This is a genomic window from Bradyrhizobium sp. ORS 375 (assembly GCF_000239775.1).
GTDB lineage: Bacteria > Pseudomonadota > Alphaproteobacteria > Rhizobiales > Xanthobacteraceae > Bradyrhizobium.
Window position 1 is genome coordinate 1 of sequence record NZ_CAFI01000100.1, and the last position, 20,531, is coordinate 20,531.

Below are 20,531 nucleotides of genomic sequence, written 5' to 3' on the forward strand. Positions count from 1 at the left end.
AAGCCCGTCACGGCCGCCGACAATCCGGAGACTCGCAAGGCCGCCACAGTCGACCCTGCGGCGTCAGCAAGCGCCGCCGCGCTGAAACCAGCCATGGCCAAGTCGGGCAGGACCAAATCGGATTCGACCAAGTCGGCTGCGGCCAAGGCAACCTCGAAGGCCGGATCGGCGGGGGTGCCGTCCGGCACCACGACGAGCGGCGGCGGAGTGGCGGCCAAGTCCGCTGCAGGCAACGTGGCGGGCAAGCCAGCATCCGCCAAGGCGCAAGCGGCCAAGGCTGTGGTCGTCGCCGTGAAGGAGCCGGCGCCCAAAGCCGGCCAGGCGGAGACGGCACCGGCTGCGAGCAAGCCGACGACGATGTCGGCGATCAGACGAATGATCGTGATGGCCAAGCCCGCCAACACCGGCACGCCGGCAGCGGGGCGGCCGCAGTCCGAGGAACGGCCGCGGCTGCGCACCGCCGGCATGCCGGCGTGCATGCAATTCCGCAGCTACAACGCAGCGACCCGCAGCTATCGCGGCTTCGACGGCCACGTCTACGCCTGCCGCTGAGATCGCGACTTGGCCTCGGGCGACGCCGGCTGTTGTGACGGCGCCGATGCGCCGTCACGGCAGAGTCCGGGCGACGGCGCCAAAGACCTGCTATAGAGCGCGCCATCCTTGACCCGCATGCGTGCTGTCGCCGATCCGATGACCGAGCCTCAATCCGACCTGTTTGAGATGCGCCGCCTGGAATCGCTGTCCAACACCATCTTCGGTGTGGCGATGACGCTTCTCGCTTACGATCTGCCAAAACCCAATTTTGCCCAGATGCCGGACTGGGCGGACCTGGCGCACACCTATTCCGGCCGGCTCGCCGGGCTGGTGCTGAGCTTCATCATCGCCGGCGTGTTCTGGATCAGCCATCATCGCCGGCTGGCGCGGCAGCCGTTCGGCAGCCGCTTCGTCGTCATCCTCGACCTGTTCTTCCTGCTGTCGATCGTGCTGTTGCCCGTCACCAACAGTCTCTACAGCAGCTACCGGCTGTCGAGCGCGGTCGCCGTGCTGTACGGTCTGCATCTGACCATCATCGCCGCATTGAACGCCGCGCTCTGGTGGCTTGCCCTTGCGGGCGGTCGGCATGCCGAGATCGCCGGTGCCGTCTTCCCGGTGATCGTGTTCGTGCCGGGCGTGGTGCTGGCCGCGTACGCGCCCCAATACGTGCAGTATTTCTGGATGCTCGGCTTCGGCGGATTTCTGGCGCGCCGCTTCGTCGGTCCGAGGCCGGTCAAATCGCCGGGCGAGGGCGGCTGAGCCCAACAAAGCTGAGCCCAATAAAAACGCGGCGGGCCGAGAGACCCGCCGCGCTGCAGATGTTGAACTCGCTGGTCCAGGGCCGAGACCGCCCCGTTGCCAAGCCGTGATGGCGCGATCGCTGACGAATCACGCGCATCGAACGTTGCTCACGAAGAGCCGCTCAGCGGGCGATCCCAGCGAGGTGACAGCGCTTGGTGAAAGACACTGGATCACCTCCTTTCGTTGTTGACGATGAAATCAATATAGGACGCTCCAGGCGGCGAGGGTAGGGGGGCCGACTACGGAACCCGCACCTCTGCTGCGATGCACTCGCCGGTGGGCGGACACACGCCCGGAATGCTCCCGACCGGCCGCGATGGGAGGTTGAGACCGGCAACGGACCATGTTAGGGAACGCCGCGACGCGGGTGTAGCTCAATGGTAGAGCAGCAGCCTTCCAAGCTGAATACGAGGGTTCGATTCCCTTCACCCGCTCCAACGCGCTGAGCAGCGAACACATCAGCCGCGAGCATGCGGACGTCCAGCAGCCGGCCTGGACATGATCAATCGCAATGAATCTGTTGCCCGATCCGCCGGCATGATCTGCCGTCGCTGAAATATGTCGTATTGCCGATCGTCTGTGACGACGTGCCGTCACTGAAATAGGTCTGGTTGCCGAGCTGCTGCGAGCTGGTACCGTCGCTATTGTACGTTGAGCGACCGATCTGCTGGGACGAGGAGCCGTCGCTCCAATAGATGTTGTTGCCGACACGCTGTCCGGACCGGCCATTGTCGCAATGGACCTGATTGCCGATGAGCTGGCAGCTCTCCGCCTGAGCTGCGGTGATCGCAGCCAGGCTGAATGCGACTGCGAGACTCATGCGCATGATGGACTCCTCGTGCTTTCGGAGATCAAATCGCAACCAGATCGCACCCGCAATGAGGAATGATCGGGTTACGGTTCGGCGCCGTCAACGCCCGCCCTGTCGACTTCTCGCGCCGCTTGCAGCATCGCCGGCCCGGAACGCCCGCATCTGGCCGCTGAGGAAGCGGAGCAGATGGCTGGCCGCGTGCGGCAGCTCGCGGCCGCGGCGGGTGATGACACAGGCTTCGCTCGAGGCCAGCAGGCGATTGTCGATCGGCAGGGCGCTGAGCGAGCTATCGGCGAGGTCGGCGGCGATCGAGAAGGCCGGCAGCAGCGTCAGGCCGAGGCCGCTCTTGACGAAATGTCTGAGCACGTTGATCGAGCTCGTGGTGAGCTTCGGCGTCAGCGCGATGTGCTCGGCGGCCTCCGCCATCGTCACGATCTGCCGTGTGCCGTAGCTCGCATGCATCAGCCCGAGCGGATGGTCGGCGAGCTCGCGCAGGCGCAAGGGGCGGCCGAGCCGCGCCAGCGCGTGATCCGGCGGCACGATCGCGCAGAGCGGCTGGCGGCTCGCGGTGGCGACGCGGATGCGCGGATCGGCTGATGGATTGAACACCAGGCCGATGTGATAGCGGTCCTCGGCGATGGCGTTGACGACCTCGCTGGTGCCGGCGAGATCGAACGCCATCGTCAGCTCCGGGTGACGCTGCCAGAACCGGCCGAGCGGGCCCGACATCAGATCGCTGACGAAGCCCTCGCCGAGTACGATGTCGACATGGCCGCGCTTCAGGCCGGCGAGCTCACGCAGCTTGGCGACCGTGTCGGCCTGGTCGGCCTGCCACTGCCGGAAGCGCTCGACCAAGAGGGCGCCGGCCTCGGTGGCGCGGATGCCGCGGCTCAGCCGCTCGACCAGCATGAGCCCGAGCTCTTTCTCGAGCAACGCGATCTGCCGGCTGATCACCGAGGCGTTGATGTCGAGCGCCTCGGCGGCGGCGCGCACCGAGCCGAGGCGGATGGCCTCGTGGAGGTAATGCAGCCGGTGGTGGTCGAGCGGGGCGGTGGACATGGTGCATCCGAAGTGTTGCCTTCAGGTCAACACTATCGTCGGGAGTCGCTGATGTCTGCCGTGAAATCGGGCGGCTAGGCTGCCGAGGCAATCTCGACAGGAGGCCTCGTGACTGCAGTCGGCATCATCGGACTTGGCAAGATGGGGCGCGGCATGGCGCTAACGCTGAAAAGCGGCGGCTTCGCCGTAACAGGCTATGACGCCTTGGGGACAACGCGCGAGGCGCTGGCGGACGAGGGGCTATCCATCGCGGACGGCGTCGGTGCGGTCGTCGGCGCGGCCGATATCGTGATTCTGTCGCTGCCGACGGCGGAGATCGTCGAGCGCGTCGTGGCGGGCGCCGACGGCATTCTCGCGCATGCGCGGGCCGGCGTCGTGATCGTCGACACTTCGACCTCGCATCCCGAGACCTCGCGCCGTCTGGCCGCGCTGCTCAAAGCGCGCGACATGGGATTCATCGATGCCCCGGTCAGCGGCGGCCCGAACGGTGCCGCCACGGGGACCATGACCATGGTGATCGGCGCCAATGACCAGGATCTCGCACGCGTGCTGCCGGTGCTGGAGCGCATGAGCGCCAAGCGCGTGCATGTCGGCGGCGTCGGCGCCGGCAACGTCGCCAAGATCGTCAATAACCTTCTCTGCGCCGCGCATCTGCTCACCGCCGCCGAAGCGCTGCGCATCGCTGACGCCGCCGGCGTCGATGCCTTCAGGTTGCTCGAAGGCCTCAATGCCGGCTCCGGCCGTTCCGGCGTCACGCAGGTCAACGTGCCCAACTGGATCCTCAACGGCGCGTTCGATTCCGGCTTCACGATGCAGCTGATGCGAAAGGACGTGAGGCTCGCGGCGCAATTCACCGGCGAGCTTGGTCTCGCTCTGCCCATGGCCGCGGACACCGCGCGCATCTGGGCCGAGAGCGCGGCCAGCATTGCCGATGCCGAGGATTTCAACCGCATCGTCGAGCTGCAGCTCGGCCCGATTGCGAAGCCGTGAGTGCAGCCATGACCCACTTCATCGATCCTCGCCTGCGCGAAGCGACGCAGCCGTTCTGGCCCGATGCCGGGATCATTGGCTCGCATGTCGGCGGCGAGCGTGTCGTCGGCGACGGCGCGACCGTGTCGGTCAATGATCCCGCGACCGGGCAATTGTTGTTCAGCTACCCCGATGCCGGGGCGGACGTCGCGGCGAAGGCCGCGGCGGCAGCCGCCGTGGGGCAGGTGACGTGGGGGCGTTTCACCGCCGCGGGCCGAGGCCGGGTGATGCAGGCGGTCGCACGCGCGATCCTCGCGTCGGCCGAACCGCTGGCGCAGCTCGAGTCGCTCTCCGCCGGCAAGCCGATCCGCGACACCCGCGGCGAGGTCGCCAAGGTCGCGGAGATGTTCGAGTACTACGCCGGCTGGGCCGACAAATTCCACGGCGACGTCATCCCGGTGCCGTCGAGCCATCTCAACTACACGCGCCGCGAGCCCATGGGCGTGGTGCTGCAGATCACGCCATGGAACGCGCCGATCTTCACGGCGGGGTGGCAGATCGCGCCCGCGATCAGCATGGGCAACGCCGTGCTGCTCAAGCCGTCCGAGCTGACGCCGCTGACCTCGCTGGCGCTCGCGGTGATCGCGGAAGCCGCCGGTCTGCCGAAGGGCGTGGTGAACGTGCTCGCGGGCTACGGCCATACCACGGGGCAGGCGGCGCTCGCGCAGCCCGCGGTGAAGAAGGTCGTGTTCGTCGGCTCGGTGCCCACCGGTAGGCTGATCGGCGAGGCCGCGGCGCGGCGGCTGCTGCCGTCGGTGCTCGAGCTCGGCGGCAAATCTGCCAACATCGTGTTCGCCGACGCCGATCTCGAACGTGCCGCGATCGGTGCGCAGGCGGCGATCTTCGGCGGCGCCGGGCAGAGCTGCGTGGCGGGCTCGCGTCTCCTGGTGCAGAGCGCGGTTTATGACCGGTTCGTGGATCTCGTCGCGCAGGGCGCGGCCAAGATCAAATGCGGTGACCCGCTGTCGGCGGACACCGAGATCGGGCCGATCAATAACGCCAGGCAGCATGATCACGTGCTGTCGCTGATCCGCGAAGGCGCGGCGGAAGGCGCGGAGATCGTTATCGGCAGCGATGGCACTGCGCAGCAGCAGGGCTATTACGTCAAGCCGACCGTGCTCAAGAACGTCACCAACGCCATGGCCATCGCGCGCAAGGAGGTGTTCGGTCCCGTCGTCGCCGCGATCCGCTTCGACACCGAGGAGGAGGCGATCGCGATCGCCAATGACAGCGAGTTTGGTCTTGCCGGTGCGGTGTGGACGAGCGACGTCGCGCGGGCGCATCGCGTCGCGGCGCAAGTGAAGGCCGGCACGTTCTGGATCAACTCCTATAAGACGATCAATGTCGCCTCGCCCTTCGGTGGCTACAACAACAGCGGCCATGGCCGTTCCTCCGGCGTCGAGGCGCTGTACGAATACACGCAGGTGAAGAGCGTGTGGGTCGAGACCGCGGCCGAGCCGGCCATCGCGTTCGGCTACGCACCCGGCTTGCGGGATTGAACCCGCATGGCATGATGAGTGCAGGAGCAGCGCACCCCGCGAACGAAACAGTTCCGGAATAAGGAACAGACATCATGCCGCGCTTCGTCAATCTTGCCATCGGTCAGCTCGGTCCCATCGCCAAGAGCGAGCCGCGCAGCGCAGTGGTCGCGCGGCTGATGGCCTTGATGCGCCAGGCGCACGCCAATGGCTGCGACCTCATCGTCTATCCCGAGCTCGCGCTGACGACCTTCTTCCCGCGCTGGTACATGGCCGACCAGGCCGAGATCGATACATATTTCGAGCGCGAGATGCCGGGGCCGGAGACGCAGGCGCTGTTCGCGCTCGCGAAGGAGCTGCGCATCGGCTTCTGCCTGGGTTATGCCGAGCTCACGGTCGAGGACGGCATCGTGCATCGCTACAACACGGCCATTCTCGTCGACAAGGACGCGCGCATCGTCTCGAAATACCGCAAAGTGCATCTGCCGGGTCATGCCGAGCACGAGCCGTGGCGCAAATTCCAGCATCTGGAAAAACGCTATTTCGAGCCGGGCAAGAGCTTCGGCGTGGCCAATGCCTTTGGCGGCGTCATCGGCATGGCGATCTGCAACGATCGCCGCTGGCCGGAGACCTATCGCGTGATGGGGCTGCAGGGCGTCGAGATGGTGCTGATCGGCTACAACACGCCGGTGCACAATCCGCCCGCGCCGGAGCATGACGATCTCTCGCTGTTCCACAACCGCCTCGTGATGCAATCCGGTGCCTATCAGAACGGCACCTGGGTGATCGGCGTGGCCAAGGGCGGCATCGAGGAGGGCGTCGATCATATCGCCGGCAGCTGCATCATCGCACCCTCCGGCGAGATCGTCGCGGCCTGCGCCACCAAGGGTGACGAGATCGCGCTGGCGCGCTGTGACCTCGACCTGTGCAATTCGTATAAGCAGACGATCTTCAATTTCGACGTCCATCGCCAGCCGCAGGCGTACGGCATGATCGTCGCGCGCAAGGGCGAGCGGCTGATGGCCGATGGCTCCGCGGTGCAGAAGCCGTGATGCAAGGCCGAGACCCCTCCACGAGTCATTCCGGGGCATCGCGCAGCGAGGAGCCCGGAATCCATAACCACAGGCAGATGTGCGGGGCACGCCGATGGTGACATGTCGCTTCTCCAACGCCCGCCTGTGGCTTGGATTCCGGGCTCGCGCCGCTGCGCGGCACGCCTCGGAATGACGAGAGGAGAGAGTGGGACTTGCCCATCATGCCTCATTTGCGTTCAAATGAATGCACTCCACGCGCATGGCATGGGCCTTGCTTACAATTTCGGCAATTGAACTCAGGCAGCTTGCATCAGGAGAGAACATGGATCGCAGAACGGTATTGAAGGGATTGGCGGGCGCGGGTGGTCTGGCGCTGACGGGATTTGCTGCGCCGGCGATCGCGCAAGGCGCGTCCGCGCGCACACTGCGTTTTGTGCCGCAGGCCAATCTCGCCAATTTCGATCCGATCTGGGGCACGCAATATGTCGTGCGCAACGCCGCCGCGATGGTCTGGGACACGCTGTATGGCATCGACGACAAGTTCGTGCCGCAGCGCCAGATGGTGGAATCCGAGGAGGTCTCGTCCGACGGCCTGACCTGGACCTTCAAGCTGCGTTCGGGCCTGAAATTCCATGACGGTGAGCCGGTGCTCGCCAAGGACGTCGTCGCCAGCCTGACGCGCTGGTCGGCGCGCGACCCGATGGGCCTGATGCTCAAGGCGATCCAGAACGAGCTCACCGCGGTCGACGACAAGACCTTCAAGTGGGTGCTGAAGCAGCCTTATCCGAAGATGCTGTTCGCGCTCGGCAAGGGCAACGCGCCGTGCGCCTTCATCATGCCCGAGCGCATCGCGCAGACCGACCCGTTCAAGCAGATGTCGGAATATATCGGCTCCGGCCCGTTCAAGTTCGCCAAGGGCGAATGGGTCCCGGGCGCCAAGGCCGTGTTCGAGAAGTTCGCCGACTACGTGCCGCGCGAGGAGAAGCCGGTGTGGCTGGCCGGCGGCAAGAAGGTGCTGGTCGATCGCGTCGAGTGGGTGATCATGCCGGATCCCGCGACGGCGGCCGCCGCTCTGCAGAACGGCGAGGTCGACTGGTGGGAGAACCCGATCACCGATCTCGTGCCGGTGCTCAAGGGCAACAAGAACATCGGCGTCGACATCGGCGATCCGCTCGGCAATGTCGGCTCGTTCCGCATGAACCATCTGCATGCGCCGTTCAACAACGTGAAGGCGCGCCAGGCCATCCTGATGGCGCTGAGCCAGGAAGACTACATGCGCGCGCTGGTCGGCGACGAGAACGCGCTGTGGAAGCCGCTGCCCGGCTTCTTCACGCCGGACACGCCGCTCTACACCGAGGCCGGCGGCGACATCCTCAAGGGCAAGCGCGACTTCGCCGCGGCCAAGAAGCTGCTGGAGGAAGCGGGCTACAAGGGCGAGCCGATCACCTGCGTGGTCGCGCAGGACCAGCCGATCACCAAGGCGTTCGGCGACGTCACCGCCGATCTCCTCAAGAAGCTCGGCATGACCGTCGACTTCGTCGCCACCGATTGGGGCACCGTCGGCGCCCGCCGCGCGCAGAAGACGCCGCCGTCCCAGGGCGGCTGGCACATGTTCCACACCTGGCATGCTGGTGCCGACTGCATCAACCCGGCCGCCTATACCGCGCTGCGGGCCAATGGCGACAAGGCGTGGTTCGGCTGGCCGACCAGCGAGAAGGTGGAGACGGAGATCACCAACTGGTTCAACGCCAAGTCGCTCGACGAGGAGAAGACCGTCGCGGCCCGCATCAACAAGGCGGCGATCGACGACGTGGTGTTCGCGCCGACCGGCTTCTTCCTCGGCTATACGGCGTGGCGCAAGAACGTCTCGGGCGTGACCAAGGGGCCGATCCCGCTGTTCTGGGGCGTGTCGAAGACCGCGTAGAGCATGATCCGGAAAAGTGGGCACCGGTTTTCCGACAAGATCATGCTCAAGACAAAGGGATGAGATCATGCTGCGTTTCCTTGGAAACGCGGCAAGATCTCCGGCGAAAGACGTCTCATGCTCGCTTATGCGCTCCGACGCGTGCTGTCGACCTTGCCCGTGATGGCGATCGTCGCGCTGTTCGTCTTCAGCCTGTTGTACATCGCGCCGGGCGATCCGGCCGTTGTCATCGCCGGCGACCAGGCGAGCCCGGCGGACGTCGAGCGCATCCGCGCCAATCTTGGACTGGACCAGCCCTTCCTGGTCCAGTTCGGCAGCTGGGTATGGCGTTTGCTGCACTTCGATTTGGGCACCTCGATCTTCACCAATCTTCCGGTGGCCGCGATGATCGCCCAGCGCATCGAGCCGACCTTGTCGCTGATGATGGTGACGCTGTTTCTCACCATCCTCATCGCGGTGCCGCTCGGCGTGATCGCGGCGTGGAAGGCCGGTACCTGGATCGACCGCGTGATCATGGCGTTTGCCGTGTTCGGCTTCTCGGTTCCGGTGTTCGTCGTCGGCTACATTCTCGCTTACGTGTTCGCGCTGAAGTTCGACCTCTTGCCGGTGCAGGGCTACACGCCGCTGTCGCAAGGCTTCTGGCCGTGGCTGCAGAACCTGATCCTGCCGGCGGTGGCGCTCGGCTGCGTCTACATCGCGCTGATCGCGCGCATCACCCGCGCGGCCATGCTCGAGGTGCTGCAGCAGGACTACATCCGCACCGCGCGCGCCAAGGGTCTGGGGCAGGGCGGCATCCTGTTCATTCATGCGTTGAAGAACGCAGCGGTGCCGATCGTCACCGTGGTCGGCATCGGCATCGCGCTGCTGATCGGCGGCGCCGTCGTCACCGAAAGCGTGTTCGCGATTCCCGGCCTCGGCCGCCTCACCATCGATGCGATTCTGCGCCGTGACTATCCCGTGATCCAGGGCATCGTGCTGCTGTTCAGCTTCGTCTACGTGCTCGTCAATCTCCTGATCGACATCACCTACACCCTGGTCGACCCGAGGATCCGCTATTGACCGCCACGACCACAACCTCTCCGCCACCGGGCCTCGTCGTCGCGCCACGCCTGCCCGACCTGATGGCGGCGCCGAAGATCCGGCGCGGCGTCATCGGCTTCCTGCGCAACCATCCGACGGTCGCGATCGGCGGCGCGCTCCTGCTCGTGCTCGTCATCATCGGCGTGTTTGCGCCGTTCCTGTTCACCGTCGATCCCACCGCGATCGCGCCGGCCAAGCGCACGCGGCTGCCGTCGGCGGATTTCTGGTTCGGCACCGATGCGCTGGGACGCGACATCTATTCGCGCGTGCTCTACGGCACCCGCGTGTCGCTCACGGTCGGCCTGTCTGTGGCGCTCGCTGCGTCGCTGATCGGGCTCGCGATCGGCCTCGTCGCCGGCTTCCTGCGCTGGGCCGACGGGGTCCTGATGCGCTGCATGGACGGGCTGATGTCGATCCCGCCGATTTTGCTCGCGGTCGCGCTGATGGCGCTGACGCGCGGCAGCGTCGGCAACGTCATCCTCGCCATCACCATCGCCGAAATCCCGCGCGTCGCGCGCCTGATCCGCGGCGTCGTGCTGTCCTTGCGCGAGCAGCCTTACGTCGATGGCGCCGTCGCCTCGGGCACGCGCACGCCGATGGTGATCCTGCGCCACATCCTGCCCAACACGATGGCGCCGATGCTGGTGCAGGCGACCTACATCTGCGCCAGCGCCATGATCACCGAGGCCATCCTGTCCTTCATCGGCGCCGGCACGCCGCCGACCATTCCGTCCTGGGGCAACATCATGGCCGAGGGCCGCGCGCTGTGGCAGGTCAAGCCCTACATCGTGTTCTTCCCGGCCGCATTCCTGTCGGTCACCGTGCTCGCCGTGAACCTCGTCGGCGACGGTTTGCGTGACGCGCTCGACCCGCGCATGGCGAAGTCACCATGAGCGGGGGTGTGAGAGGCATGTCAGTGCGCGCCATCGCACCCGCGTCAAAGCTGCCTGCGATGCGCTCCACTCTCTCCTCCCGTCATTCCGGGGCAGCCCGTAGGGCTGAGCCCGGAATCCATAACCACAGGGAGATGACGCGGGGCGAGATCCCACCACCAGGGTGCCTCACACCGCTTCCTGGGGGTATGGGTTCCGGGCTCGCGCTGAGGCGCGCCCCGGAACGACGAGGGGAGGGAGCGGGGCACGCTACTGATTTGGTCAGACCGGGCGGGGTCATCGACGCGTATGCCGATTGGGAGCTGACCTGATGCCCTTGCTCGAGGTCGAGAATCTCCAGGTCCATTTCCGCACGCCGACCGGCATCAACCGCGCCGTCGACGGCGTGTCGTTCCACGTCAATCCCGGCGAGACGCTCGCTATCGTCGGCGAGTCCGGTTGCGGCAAGTCGGTCACCTCGATGTCGATGATGCGCCTGATCCCGGAGCCGCCCGGCAAGATCGCAGGTTCGATCAAGCTCGAGGGCAGGGATATCCTGACACTCTCCGATCGTGAGATGCGCGCGCTCCGCGGCAACGACATCTCGATGATCTTCCAGGAGCCGATGACCAGCCTCAACCCCGTGCTGACCGTCGGCCGCCAGATCGGCGAAACCCTGCGGCTGCATCAGGGACTCGATCAAGCACAGGCCGAGGCCCGCGCCGTCGAGATGCTCACGCTGGTCGGCATCCCCGAGCCAGCGCGCCGCGTGCGCGAATATCCCCACCAGCTGTCTGGCGGCATGCGCCAGCGCGTGATGATCGCGATGGCGCTGGCCTGCAATCCCAAGCTCCTCATCGCCGACGAGCCGACCACCGCGCTCGACGTCACCATCCAGGCGCAGATCCTCAAGCTGATGCTGGAATTGAAGCAGCGCGTCGGTGCCGCGATCATCCTGATCACCCACGATCTCGGCGTCGTCGCCGAGGTCGCCGAGCGGGTGATGGTGATGTATGCGGGACGCAAGGTCGAGGAAGCGCCGGTGAAGGAGCTGTTCCGCTCGCCGCGTCATCCCTATACGCAGGGCCTGCTCGGCGCGCTGCCGAAGCTCGGCTCCTCGCTGTCGGGCGAGACCAAGCGCCTCGCGGAAATTCCCGGCCAGGTGCCGGACCTCAAGCAGCGCATCGACGGCTGCGTGTTCGCCGGCCGCTGCGCGCTCGCGACCGACCTGTGCCGCCAATATGCGCCGGGGCTGGAGCAGAAGGCGCCGCATCACATCGCCGCCTGTCATTTCGCCACCAAGGAGCAGGCCGCCGCATGACCATGCCGCTGCTCCAGGTCAACGACCTCAAGAAACATTTCCCGATCTCGGGCGGGCTGTTCGGCCGCACCAAGAGCAAGGTGCACGCGGTCGACGGCGTGTCGTTCGAGATCGCACGCGGCGAGACGTTGTCGCTGGTCGGCGAATCCGGTTGCGGCAAGTCGACGGTCGGCCGCGCCATCCTGCGGCTGTTCGACATCACCGGCGGCCAGATCGTGCTCGACGGCCAGCGCATCGACGATCTCGGCCCGCACCGCCTGCGCGAGATGCGCCGCCGCGTCCAGGTCGTGTTCCAGGATCCGTTCTCCAGCCTCAACCCGCGCATGCGGATCCGCGACATCCTCGCCGAGCCGATCCGCAATTTCGGTCTCGCCAAGGACAGTGCCGAGCTCGACACGCGCATCGGCGAATTGATGGAGATCGTCCGCCTGCCGCGCGACGCCGTGAACCGCCGCCCGCACGAATTCTCCGGCGGCCAGCGCCAGCGCATCGGCATCGCGCGTGCGCTCGCCGCCAAGCCGGAGCTGATCGTCTGCGACGAGGCGGTGTCCGCGCTCGACGTCTCGGTCAAGGCGCAGATCGTCAATTTGCTGCAGGATTTGCAGCGCGAGTTCGGCCTCGCGCTCCTCTTCATCAGCCACGACCTCGCCATCGTCGAGCACATGACGCACCGCGTCGCGGTGATGTATCTCGGCAAGATCGTCGAGATCGCGCCGAGGCGGCAGATCTTTGCAAGCCCCGGCCATCCCTACACCAAGGCGTTGCTGTCAGCCGTGCCCGTCCCGGAGCCCGGCGCCGAGCGCTCACCGATCATCCTCAAGGGCGACGTGCCAAGCCCGGTCAATCCGCCGAAAGGCTGCCGCTTCCACACACGTTGCCCGCTGGCCTTCGACCGCTGCCGCAGCGAGGTGCCTGAGCTGCGGCTGAAGGGCGAGGATCAGTGGGTCGCGTGTCACCTGGAGAATGTCGCATAGTTGGCGTCGCGCTGGGGTTCTGATCCTCCGCTGCCACGCCCCCCTCCGCTGTCGTCCCGGGCAAGCCTGCCGACGCGAAGCGACGGCGGGCGCTGACCCGGGACCCATACTCCGTGACGGTTGTAGCCTTGCGCAAGTGGGGCCATCTCGTGTCGCGACATCATCCTGTGGTTATGGATCCCGGCGTGCGCCGGGATGACGGCGGAGGGTGTGGAGGCAGCGCGGCTTTGCCGAGGGCAGGGTCCGGGGTGCATGCCGTGCGTCCTGCGACCCATCCGCCACACCGAACCGGCCAACCGTCCCCGCCAGCCAGCCATCCCCAGCCCGGTGCATTGTCACCGCCCGACCCGGCGACTAGAAATTGATCCGGTTGAGGAATCTCAAGTCCACCGCCGCGCCGGAACCCGATTGGCGCGGCATGTCCTGCGTTCGAAGAGGCCGCCATGCATCTTGCCCATGATCCCACGGCTCCGGCGGCAGCGCAGATCAGCTTCGACCAGTTCCTCGCCGTGGACATCCGCGTCGGTACCATCGTGGCCGCCGAGCCGTATCCTGAGGCGCGCAAGCCGTCGCTGAAGCTGACCATCGATTTCGGCCCCGCCATCGGCACCAGGCGCTCGAGCGCGCAGATCGCCTCGCTCTACGATCCGGCAACGCTGGTCGGCCGCCAGGTCGCCGCCGTCGTCAACTTCCCGCCGCGGCAGATCGGCAAGTCCATGTCCGAGGTGCTGACGCTCGGCTTTCCCGATGAACAGGGCAATGTCGTGCTGTTCCAGCCCGACAAGCGCGTGCCGAACGGCGCGCGTCTGTTCTGAGCGGGGGGCGAGACCGTGGATATGCTGCTGGAACCTGTTACGCTGCCGCCATTCCCCGAAGGCTTGAGGATTTCGCTGCGGCAGATGCATCTTCTCCAGGCTCCCATGGGTAGCACCCTGGTGACCGGGGGCGCCACCTTTCGCGTGTTCGCCCCGCATGCCAAGGCGGTCTACGTGTCCGGCCCGTTCAACGACTGGGCGCAGGATGCGAGCTGCCGTCTGGCGCCGATCGGCAACGGCCATTGGGCGGTCTTTATTCCCGGCCTGAAAGACGGCGATGCCTACATGTACTTCGTCGAGGGCGAGGGCAATTCGGGCTACAAGCGCGATCCGCACGCGCGGCTGCTCACCGTCGACCCACCGTTCCCGCAGGCGCATTCGGTGCTGCGCAACCCGCAAGCGTTTCCCTGGCATGACACCGACTTCAACCCGCCGCCCAGCAACGAGCTGGTGATCTATCAGCTGCATGTCGGCACGTTCGACATGAAGGCGGGCAATCCCGACGGCTGCTTCTTCGACGTGATCGAGCGCGTGCCGCATCTGAAGAAGCTCGGCATCAATGCGATCGAGCTGCTGCCGGTGCAGGAATTCCCGTCAATGTTCAGCATGGGCTACAACGGCACCGACCTGTTCAGCCCGGAAACCGATTATGGCGAGGCGGAGGAGGCGCATCTCGCGGCCTATTTCGCGCGGACCAACGAGATCCTCACGGCCGCCGGTGCCGCGCCTTACGTCGAGGTCAGCGTGGTCAGGCATTGCGACGACCAGCTGCGCGCCCTGATCGACGTCTGTCATGTCCATGGCATCGCCGTGCTGTTCGACGTCGTCTACAACCATGCCGGCGGCGGTTTCGACGAGGCCAGCATCTGGTTCTTCGACCGCCAGCCTTACGGCGATCCCAACCGCAGCCTGTATTTCACCGACCAGGGCTGGGCCGGCGGCCAGGTGTTTGCCTATTGGAATGCCGACGTGCGGCAGTACCTCGTCGACAACGCCATCATGCTCTATCGCGAGTACCACGCCGACGGCCTGCGCTTCGACGAGGTCAGCGTGATGGACCGTTTCGGCGGCTGGGCGACCTGCCAGCAGCTCACCGAGGCACTGCGCGCCGAGAAGCCGGACGCGATCCAAATCGCGGAGTACTGGCCGGTCAATCCGTGGGTCGTGAAGGACATCGCCGAGGGCGGCGCCGGCTTTGACGCGACCTGGAGCGACCGTCTGCGGCTCGCGGTCCGCGGCGCCATTGCCAGCGCGGCCGGCGGCGCGGGGGCTTCCGTGCCGATGCAGCCGATTGCGACCGCGATCGCCGATCTAGGAATCGGCCATCGCTGGCGCGCGGTCAACTCGATCGAGAACCACGACATCGTCTATGCCGGCCGCGAGCCGCGCGTCTCGCGTCTCGCCGATCCCGTCGACAGCCGCTGCTGGTACGCGCGCAGCCGCTGCCGCGTCGCCACCGGCCTGCTGCTGACCGCGCCGGGCATCCCGATGCTGTTCATGGGCCAGGAGCTGTTCGAGGACCGGCCTTGGAGCGACACGCCGAGCCTGGACACCACGATCCAATGGGCGCTGCTCGACGGCGAGGACAAGATCACCGCGGATGCGATGCGCTTCACGCGTGAGCTGATCGCCATCCGCCGCACCCATCCGGCGCTGACAGGCGAGGGCTGCGCCATCGTCCATGCCCATGACGGCAACCGCGTGCTCGCCTTCCATCGCTGGGATGGCCAGGGCGACGACGTCATGGTGATCGTCAGCCTGAGCGAGACGCCGTGGCGCGACTACGCCATCGGCTTTCCGGCCGGCGGCACGTGGCATGAGGTGTTCAACAGCGACGTCTACGACAATTGGGTCAATCCCGGCGTGGTCGGCAACAACGGCGCGGTGAATGCAAGCGGCCCGGCGCTGCACGGCCAGCCGAATTCGGCTGACGTGACGATCCCAGCCAACGGCGTGCTGGTGTTCGCTCGGAGCTGATAGGCTTTGCCGTGCTCTCTCCACGTCATTCCGGGGCGCGTCGCGCAGCGGCGCGAGCCCGGAATCCATAACCACAGGCTGGCGTGTGACATGAGATGATTGCGAAGCCAATCTTCGACAAACAAACGGTCGTGGTTATGGATTCCGGGCTCATCCGCGCGGCCTCAAAATGGCTTCGCCATTTTGCGCGCGAATGCCCCGGAATGACGTCGAGAGAGCGTGCAACCCTTGCGCAGACCGATATGCGCGAGGAGACCCGAGCTATTGCCGCCGTCATTGCGAGCGCAGCGAAGCAATCCAGGGTGGTGGGCGGAACCCTGGATTGCTTCGCTGCGCTCGCAATGACGCGGTGAGAGCGGAGCGCGCCATCGGCAGAGCGACCTGCAGAGGCAGACTATACAATCAGCCGCCCCTGGCGTTCCGCAACCCCGATCACCGCCTCGGTCCCGGCATTGAAATCGAGATGATCCGCCTCGATGCCGTCCGAGAAGATCACGCCATTCTCCGGCATCAGCGAGCGCAGCCGCAAGGTCTCCGCGCCATCGAGGCCGCCGCACACCAGCGTCGTCTGCGACGTCTTGCTCGGGAACGGCTCGCGCACGGCAAAGCGAAGCGCGCGGGCGTCCCAGGGCAGGGCGGTGTAGCCGCCGTCGCCATGGCTGCCATAGCTGCCGGCGATCGCCAGCGCGCCGGTGACGATGCTCTTGAACCAGGCCGTCGAGCCGAGCCCCGTCGCCACGATCAGGCCACTGGACGACTGCCGCTCCTGCGCCTCGCGTGTCGCGATTTCGTAGCGCGCCGACACATGCGTGCGGGCGCCGATGAAGAGGTCATTCACCGCGTACAGCACCTGGCCGTCGGCGAGGCTCGCGCGCGCCATGGTCACCGCCTTGGCCGTGCGCTTGCCGGCGGCCACCTCCGGCAAGAGGCTCGCGAGGTTCTCCGGCGCGAACGGCAGCAGTACGCCGTCATGGCGGGCGGCATCCGGGTTCAGGCCGAGCAGCGGCTGGCCGTCGAGATATTTCATGGTGTTGGCGACCAGCCCGTCGGGGCCGAGGGCCGCGACGATGTCGGCGGGGCCGAAGATGAAATTCGGCAGGAAACCGCGGTCGACGATCTGGTAGCGGCCCCAGCGCTCCAGGGTCTGCGTCGCCGTGGTGCGCGCGGCCTGGTAGGCCGCGTGCTCGCGTTCGTAGTCGGAGAAGTCGGCGCCGAGATGCTCGACATAGAAGCGGGCCTGGTCCGCGGTCAGGAACTTTGCGATCAGCTCCTCGAGCCGCGTTCTCCTGGTGACCAGCACCACCTTGCGGTCACTGCCGGACACGGGGGGCCTCCGCGGGCTTCTGCATCAGGCTGTTCAGCAGCTCCGGCGAGACGTTCAGCTGCCCGATCTTCTCGGCCTTTTCGGCGAGGCCAGAGAACGCCTGCGCGATCAGCTGGCCCGGCTGCATGCCGGTCGCCGCCAGCGCCTGGATCACGCGGGTGTCGACGCCCTCGAAGATCTTCATCAGCGCGCCGACGCGGTAGGCTTCGGCGTCCGCCAGCGTGCGGGTGTTGGCCGCGTTCAACGACACGAAGTCCTTGCGCTTGGCTTCCAGCCCGATGTCGGCGACCATGCCGGCCTCGCGCAGCTCGTTCTTCTTCGCCGCGACGCTGGCCTCCGCATCCATCTGCGTCTCGCGGATCGAGCGCTTCTTCTGCTCGACCGCAATCTCGGTATCGAGCTCGCTCTCGCGGATGGCCCGCTCGCGTTCGACCGCGAAATTGCGCCGGGCGAAGATGGCCTCGTCCGCGGTCTTCAGGATCGCCTCCCGCGCCTCGGCTTCGAGCGCCTTGGCGGTCTCCGGCGTCGGCTTCACCGCGCGCACGGCGACGCCAAGGATTTCAAGGCCCAGCGCGTCGATGTCGGCGCGGCGCTGCAATCCGGTCGCGATCGCTTCCGCAATGCGATCGGAGGCACGCAGCGCTTCTTTCAGGGTCATGTCCTTGACCGCCTGCTGCGCCAGCACCTCGACCGCGCCGAGCACGCGCTGCGGCAGCTCCTCGGGGTCATCGGACTCGTAGGATTTGCCGTCGCGCTTGAGGGTGAAGTTCAGCATCGCCGCCGCCTTCTTCGGCTCGCCGATGCGATAGGTGACCTGGCCCTGGATCGTCAGCGTCTGAAAGTCGCGGGCGATCTGCTGGAAGATGAAGGCGGCGTCGCGGCTGCCGATGGGAATCGCGACCAGCGAGGTGGCGGGTCCATAATAGAAAGTGGAGAGCCCGGCGCCTTCCTCGACCACGGTGCCGGCGCGGTACTTGAGCAGGTAGGTGGTGGGCTGGGCCTTGATGAAACGCAAGCCGAACATGGCGGCCTCCTGACGTTTGATGGCATAAGTGTGTCACGACAACTAAGTAAGTTGGACAGTACAACTAAGTGTGCTAGTGTCAAGGGGCAAATTGGTGGGAGGCAACGGTATGGCAGGACGGCAAGGGCCGGGCGGCGGAGCAGGGGATAGACCGGGCGCCAAACGAGCCGGGCTGGATTTCCCGCGGCCGCTGACTACGGTCGACATCGTCATCTTCACGATCCGGCTCGAGGCCCTGCACGTGCTGCTGGTGCGTCGCGGCCATGGCGAAGGCGAGCCGTTCCCGGACGCATTCGCGCTCCCGGGGGGCTTCGTCGACGTCGCCAGGGATGCCGATCTCGCCGCCTGCGCCCGGCGCAAGCTCGCCGAAAAGACCGGCGTCGTCAGTCCCTATCTCGAGCAGCTCGGCAGCTGGGGCAGCGCCACGCGCGACCCGCGCGGCTGGTCGGCGACGCATGCCTATTTCGCGCTGATCCCGGCCTCGGCGGCCGACGCGGCGCTCGCCGCCGATGCGCAGTGGTTTCCGCTTCAAGACGACAACGTCAAGCCGAAGCTCGCCTTCGATCATGCCGAGATCCTGCAGGCCGCCGTGCAGCGGCTGCGCAACAAGGTCGAGTACACCTCGCTTCCGGCCTATCTGATGCCGGAGGAGTTCACCTTGCCCGAGCTGCAGCGAACTTATGAGGTCGTGCTGGACCGCCTGCTGGAGAAGAGCGCCTTCCGGACCCGCATGCTCTCGGCCGATCTGATCGAGCCGATCGCCAAGATGCGCAAGGGACCGAACCGGCCGGCCCAGCTTTACCGACTGAAGAAGAAGGCCGCGCCGGTGTACTTCGCGCGCACGTTTAATGCGCCGGAGTGAGGGTGGTGTAGCCCGTCTGCCTCGCCACCGTCATTGCGAGCGCAGCGAAGCAATCCAGGGTCGAGCGAGGACTCTGGATTGCTTCGCTACGCTCGCAATGACGGGGATGAGAGGACAATGCGCCACGCGACCGCACTGGCTGCGCGGCGCAAGGCCGGATCAGGCCGAGAAATCCACCACCAGCGATTTGCTGGTCGAGCTCGAGGAGCTGCTGCCACTGGCGCTGTAGGATGACGTCTTGCTGCTGTTGGAGCTCTGCAGCGCCTCGAGCAGCTTCTTCAAGAGCTCCTCGACCTGAGAGGAGGACGACGACGACGAGGTGCTCGACGTGGTGTCGGTGCTGGAATCGTCACTCGGCGGAGGAGCCGGCGGGCCGCCGGCACCGCCCGGACCGCCGGAGAAGGCGCTGGCAAACACGTTCTTCAGCTCGGTGGCCTGGTCGGAGGTGAGCTTGCCGCTGTCGACCTCGCTCTGGATCAGATCGTCGATCTTGGACTGCATCTCCTTGGGCGAAGGTGGCGTGCTGGAGCTCGTCGATGAGGACGAGCCGCTGCCGCTGGTCAGCGCGGAATCGATGTCGTCGAGCGCCGATGACAGCGCGGTCTGGTCTGTCGCGCTGATCTTGCCGGCCGAGACTTCCTTGGTGAGCTCCTGCTTGAGCAAATCGAGCGGCGAGAAGCCACTCATGGAGGAGGCAGAGATCGACGTCATGACGTGCTCCGATGGTTGTGACATCAAACCTGCATCCAGCTGTCGACCGGAGCGCTTAACAGCTTCTTGTTCCGTATGTCTCGATGTGTCCGGCTGCGGGTTGCACATAAAATGAAGCAAGAAAGTAGGTCGGACCCCGTACTTTTGCGGAGCGCTCGCAAGTGCCACAGCGGGCAGCGCCGCCAATGCTGCGCTGTCAGAGATGGTCGCAGTCGCCGGGCGGCGCATCGGCGACGCGCGCGAGAGCCTGATCGTCAATGCCGTCATGATGCTCGTCGCGCTCGCGGTGGCCCTGGCCGGCCTGGTGGTGGTCCAGAGCCGGATCTCGGCGGCGATCCGCTCCCTGGCCGCGGCGATGCGCCGTCTGGCCGATCGTGACTATACGATCGAGCTGACCGGGCTCGACCGCCGTGACGAGATCGGCGAGATGTCGCGCATGGTGGCGGTGTTCAAGGACAGCATGATCGCCGGCGACCGGCTCGCCAGCGAGAAGGAGGCCGAGCAGGCGCGGCGCGAGCGGCGCCAGGGCACCGTCGATCAGCTGATCCGGCAGTTCGAGGCGACCGTCACCTCGTCGCTGCAAACCCTGACCGCTGCCTCCAGCGAGCTAAACGCGACCGCGCAATCGATGTCGACGACCGCCGACCAGGGCCGTCAGAAAGCCTCGTCGGTCGCCGATGTGTCGCAGCGCGCCTCTGGCAACGTCCAGATGGTGGCCGCGGCCACCGAGGAATTATCGGCCTCGATCAGCGAGATCAGCCGCCAGGTCACCGAGTCGACCTCGATCGCGAGCGCCGCCGTGACCCAGGCGGAGAAGACCAATGACGAGGTGCGGGCGCTGTCGGATGCCGCGCAGCGGATCGGCGACGTCGTCGCGCTGATCAGCGGCATCGCCGAGCAG

Annotated in this window: 19 protein-coding genes, 1 tRNA gene and 1 pseudogene; 16 read left to right on the top strand and 5 right to left on the bottom strand. The window is 66.3% G+C overall.

Going from position 1 to position 20,531, the window contains the following annotated elements; all coding sequences use genetic code 11:
- From BRAO375_RS08620 to BRAO375_RS08630, 3 genes and pseudogenes are all read left to right on the top strand, one after another.
- Positions 1 to 552, top strand: a pseudogene (locus BRAO375_RS08620) (hypothetical protein); the annotation flags it as partial.
- A gap of 138 nt (positions 553 to 690) precedes the next feature.
- A complete protein-coding gene (locus BRAO375_RS08625) occupies positions 691 to 1,293 on the top strand; it encodes a TMEM175 family protein (protein ID WP_009027078.1) in 603 nt (200 codons plus the stop codon).
- A gap of 405 nt (positions 1,294 to 1,698) precedes the next feature.
- Positions 1,699 to 1,772 (top strand) — tRNA-Gly (locus tag BRAO375_RS08630).
- A 65-nt stretch (positions 1,773 to 1,837) separates the two neighbouring features.
- On the opposite strand, the gene BRAO375_RS08635 is transcribed toward BRAO375_RS08630, so the two are convergent.
- On the bottom strand, positions 1,838 to 2,161 hold the full coding sequence (locus tag BRAO375_RS08635; RefSeq protein ID WP_009027079.1) for a hypothetical protein: 324 nt from the start codon (positions 2,159 to 2,161) through the stop codon (positions 1,838 to 1,840).
- 84 nt (positions 2,162 to 2,245) lie between these two features.
- On the bottom strand, positions 2,246 to 3,205 hold the full coding sequence (locus BRAO375_RS08640; RefSeq protein WP_009027080.1) for a LysR family transcriptional regulator: 960 nt from the start codon (positions 3,203 to 3,205) through the stop codon (positions 2,246 to 2,248).
- 108 nt (positions 3,206 to 3,313) lie between these two features.
- On the opposite strand from BRAO375_RS08640, the gene BRAO375_RS08645 reads away from it, so the two are divergent.
- The 11 genes from BRAO375_RS08645 to BRAO375_RS08695 all read left to right on the top strand — a co-directional run bounded on the left by BRAO375_RS08645 (position 3,314) and on the right by BRAO375_RS08695 (position 16,062).
- On the top strand, positions 3,314 to 4,195 hold the full coding sequence (locus BRAO375_RS08645) for an NAD(P)-dependent oxidoreductase (RefSeq protein WP_009027081.1): 882 nt from the start codon (positions 3,314 to 3,316) through the stop codon (positions 4,193 to 4,195).
- Between the two features lie 8 nt (positions 4,196 to 4,203).
- Positions 4,204 to 5,733 (top strand): aldehyde dehydrogenase family protein, encoded by a 1,530-nt coding sequence (locus BRAO375_RS08650; RefSeq protein ID WP_035639640.1) that lies wholly within the window; start codon positions 4,204 to 4,206, stop codon positions 5,731 to 5,733.
- A 74-nt stretch (positions 5,734 to 5,807) separates the two neighbouring features.
- A complete protein-coding gene (locus BRAO375_RS08655; RefSeq protein WP_009027083.1) occupies positions 5,808 to 6,764 on the top strand; it encodes an N-carbamoyl-D-amino-acid hydrolase in 957 nt (318 codons plus the stop codon).
- 304 nt (positions 6,765 to 7,068) lie between these two features.
- Positions 7,069 to 8,670, top strand: a complete 1,602-nt coding sequence (locus tag BRAO375_RS08660; RefSeq protein ID WP_009027084.1) for an ABC transporter substrate-binding protein — start codon at positions 7,069 to 7,071, stop codon at positions 8,668 to 8,670.
- A 117-nt stretch (positions 8,671 to 8,787) separates the two neighbouring features.
- Positions 8,788 to 9,729 carry an ABC transporter permease gene (locus tag BRAO375_RS08665; protein WP_009027085.1) on the top strand — a complete coding sequence of 314 codons (942 nt, stop codon included), beginning with the start codon at positions 8,788 to 8,790 and terminating at the stop codon, positions 9,727 to 9,729.
- On the top strand, positions 9,726 to 10,643 hold the full coding sequence (locus BRAO375_RS08670) for an ABC transporter permease (protein ID WP_009027086.1): 918 nt from the start codon (positions 9,726 to 9,728) through the stop codon (positions 10,641 to 10,643). The genes BRAO375_RS08665 and BRAO375_RS08670 overlap by 4 nt, the downstream gene beginning before the upstream one ends.
- A gap of 310 nt (positions 10,644 to 10,953) precedes the next feature.
- Entirely contained in the window at positions 10,954 to 11,943 is a 990-nt protein-coding gene (locus tag BRAO375_RS08675; protein WP_009027087.1) for an ABC transporter ATP-binding protein, read from the top strand.
- Positions 11,940 to 12,917, top strand: a complete 978-nt coding sequence (locus tag BRAO375_RS08680) for an ABC transporter ATP-binding protein (RefSeq protein ID WP_009027088.1) — start codon at positions 11,940 to 11,942, stop codon at positions 12,915 to 12,917. The genes BRAO375_RS08675 and BRAO375_RS08680 overlap by 4 nt, the downstream gene beginning before the upstream one ends.
- A 443-nt stretch (positions 12,918 to 13,360) precedes the next feature.
- Positions 13,361 to 13,732, top strand: a complete 372-nt coding sequence (locus BRAO375_RS08685) for a tRNA-binding protein (RefSeq protein ID WP_009027089.1) — start codon at positions 13,361 to 13,363, stop codon at positions 13,730 to 13,732.
- Positions 13,733 to 13,753: 21 nt separating this feature from the next.
- Positions 13,754 to 15,709 carry an alpha amylase C-terminal domain-containing protein gene (locus BRAO375_RS08690; protein WP_009027090.1) on the top strand — a complete coding sequence of 652 codons (1,956 nt, stop codon included), beginning with the start codon at positions 13,754 to 13,756 and terminating at the stop codon, positions 15,707 to 15,709.
- Between the two features lie 95 nt (positions 15,710 to 15,804).
- On the top strand, positions 15,805 to 16,062 hold the full coding sequence (locus tag BRAO375_RS08695; RefSeq protein WP_009027091.1) for a hypothetical protein: 258 nt from the start codon (positions 15,805 to 15,807) through the stop codon (positions 16,060 to 16,062).
- A 41-nt stretch (positions 16,063 to 16,103) separates the two neighbouring features.
- On the opposite strand, the gene BRAO375_RS08700 is transcribed toward BRAO375_RS08695, so the two are convergent.
- Entirely contained in the window at positions 16,104 to 17,033 is a 930-nt protein-coding gene (locus BRAO375_RS08700; RefSeq protein WP_009027092.1) for a diacylglycerol kinase catalytic domain-containing protein, read from the bottom strand.
- Positions 17,020 to 18,057, bottom strand: coding sequence for an SPFH domain-containing protein (locus BRAO375_RS08705; protein ID WP_009027093.1), 1,038 nt, complete (start codon positions 18,055 to 18,057; stop codon positions 17,020 to 17,022). The genes BRAO375_RS08700 and BRAO375_RS08705 overlap by 14 nt, the downstream gene beginning before the upstream one ends.
- 109 nt (positions 18,058 to 18,166) lie before the next feature.
- Here BRAO375_RS08705 and BRAO375_RS08710 point away from each other — a divergent pair, with 109 nt between their 5' ends.
- The gene (locus BRAO375_RS08710) at positions 18,167 to 18,919 is read left to right on the top strand and encodes an NUDIX hydrolase (protein WP_009027094.1); all 753 of its coding nucleotides are present in this window, start codon (positions 18,167 to 18,169) and stop codon (positions 18,917 to 18,919) included.
- Between the two features lie 159 nt (positions 18,920 to 19,078).
- On the opposite strand, the gene BRAO375_RS08715 is transcribed toward BRAO375_RS08710, so the two are convergent.
- Positions 19,079 to 19,630, bottom strand: a complete 552-nt coding sequence (locus BRAO375_RS08715) for a hypothetical protein (protein ID WP_009027095.1) — start codon at positions 19,628 to 19,630, stop codon at positions 19,079 to 19,081.
- 202 nt (positions 19,631 to 19,832) lie between these two features.
- Between BRAO375_RS08715 and BRAO375_RS08720 the strand changes: the two genes are divergently transcribed.
- A partial coding sequence (locus BRAO375_RS08720; protein WP_244423139.1) for a HAMP domain-containing protein occupies positions 19,833 to 20,531 on the top strand: 699 nt, incomplete at its 3' end.

Excerpts from the sequence above, each read along its gene's own strand:
- BRAO375_RS08680 (WP_009027088.1), top strand. The coding sequence starts at position 11,940 with ATGACCATGCCGCTGCTCCAGGTCAACGACCTCAAGAAACATTTCCCG.
- BRAO375_RS08665 (WP_009027085.1), top strand. The coding sequence starts at position 8,788 with ATGCTCGCTTATGCGCTCCGACGCGTGCTGTCGACCTTGCCCGTGATG.
- BRAO375_RS08695 (WP_009027091.1), top strand. The coding sequence starts at position 15,805 with ATGATTGCGAAGCCAATCTTCGACAAACAAACGGTCGTGGTTATGGAT.
- BRAO375_RS08640 (WP_009027080.1), bottom strand. The coding sequence starts at position 3,205 with ATGTCCACCGCCCCGCTCGACCACCACCGGCTGCATTACCTCCACGAG.
- BRAO375_RS08650 (WP_035639640.1), top strand. The coding sequence starts at position 4,204 with ATGACCCACTTCATCGATCCTCGCCTGCGCGAAGCGACGCAGCCGTTC.
- BRAO375_RS08675 (WP_009027087.1), top strand. The coding sequence starts at position 10,954 with ATGCCCTTGCTCGAGGTCGAGAATCTCCAGGTCCATTTCCGCACGCCG.
- BRAO375_RS08705 (WP_009027093.1), bottom strand. The coding sequence starts at position 18,057 with ATGTTCGGCTTGCGTTTCATCAAGGCCCAGCCCACCACCTACCTGCTC.
- BRAO375_RS08690 (WP_009027090.1), top strand. The coding sequence starts at position 13,754 with ATGCTGCTGGAACCTGTTACGCTGCCGCCATTCCCCGAAGGCTTGAGG.
- BRAO375_RS08655 (WP_009027083.1), top strand. The coding sequence starts at position 5,808 with ATGCCGCGCTTCGTCAATCTTGCCATCGGTCAGCTCGGTCCCATCGCC.
- BRAO375_RS08635 (WP_009027079.1), bottom strand. The coding sequence starts at position 2,161 with ATGCGCATGAGTCTCGCAGTCGCATTCAGCCTGGCTGCGATCACCGCA.
- BRAO375_RS08660 (WP_009027084.1), top strand. The coding sequence starts at position 7,069 with ATGGATCGCAGAACGGTATTGAAGGGATTGGCGGGCGCGGGTGGTCTG.
- BRAO375_RS08625 (WP_009027078.1), top strand. The coding sequence starts at position 691 with ATGACCGAGCCTCAATCCGACCTGTTTGAGATGCGCCGCCTGGAATCG.
- BRAO375_RS08685 (WP_009027089.1), top strand. The coding sequence starts at position 13,361 with ATGCATCTTGCCCATGATCCCACGGCTCCGGCGGCAGCGCAGATCAGC.
- BRAO375_RS08710 (WP_009027094.1), top strand. The coding sequence starts at position 18,167 with ATGGCAGGACGGCAAGGGCCGGGCGGCGGAGCAGGGGATAGACCGGGC.
- BRAO375_RS08715 (WP_009027095.1), bottom strand. The coding sequence starts at position 19,630 with ATGACGTCGATCTCTGCCTCCTCCATGAGTGGCTTCTCGCCGCTCGAT.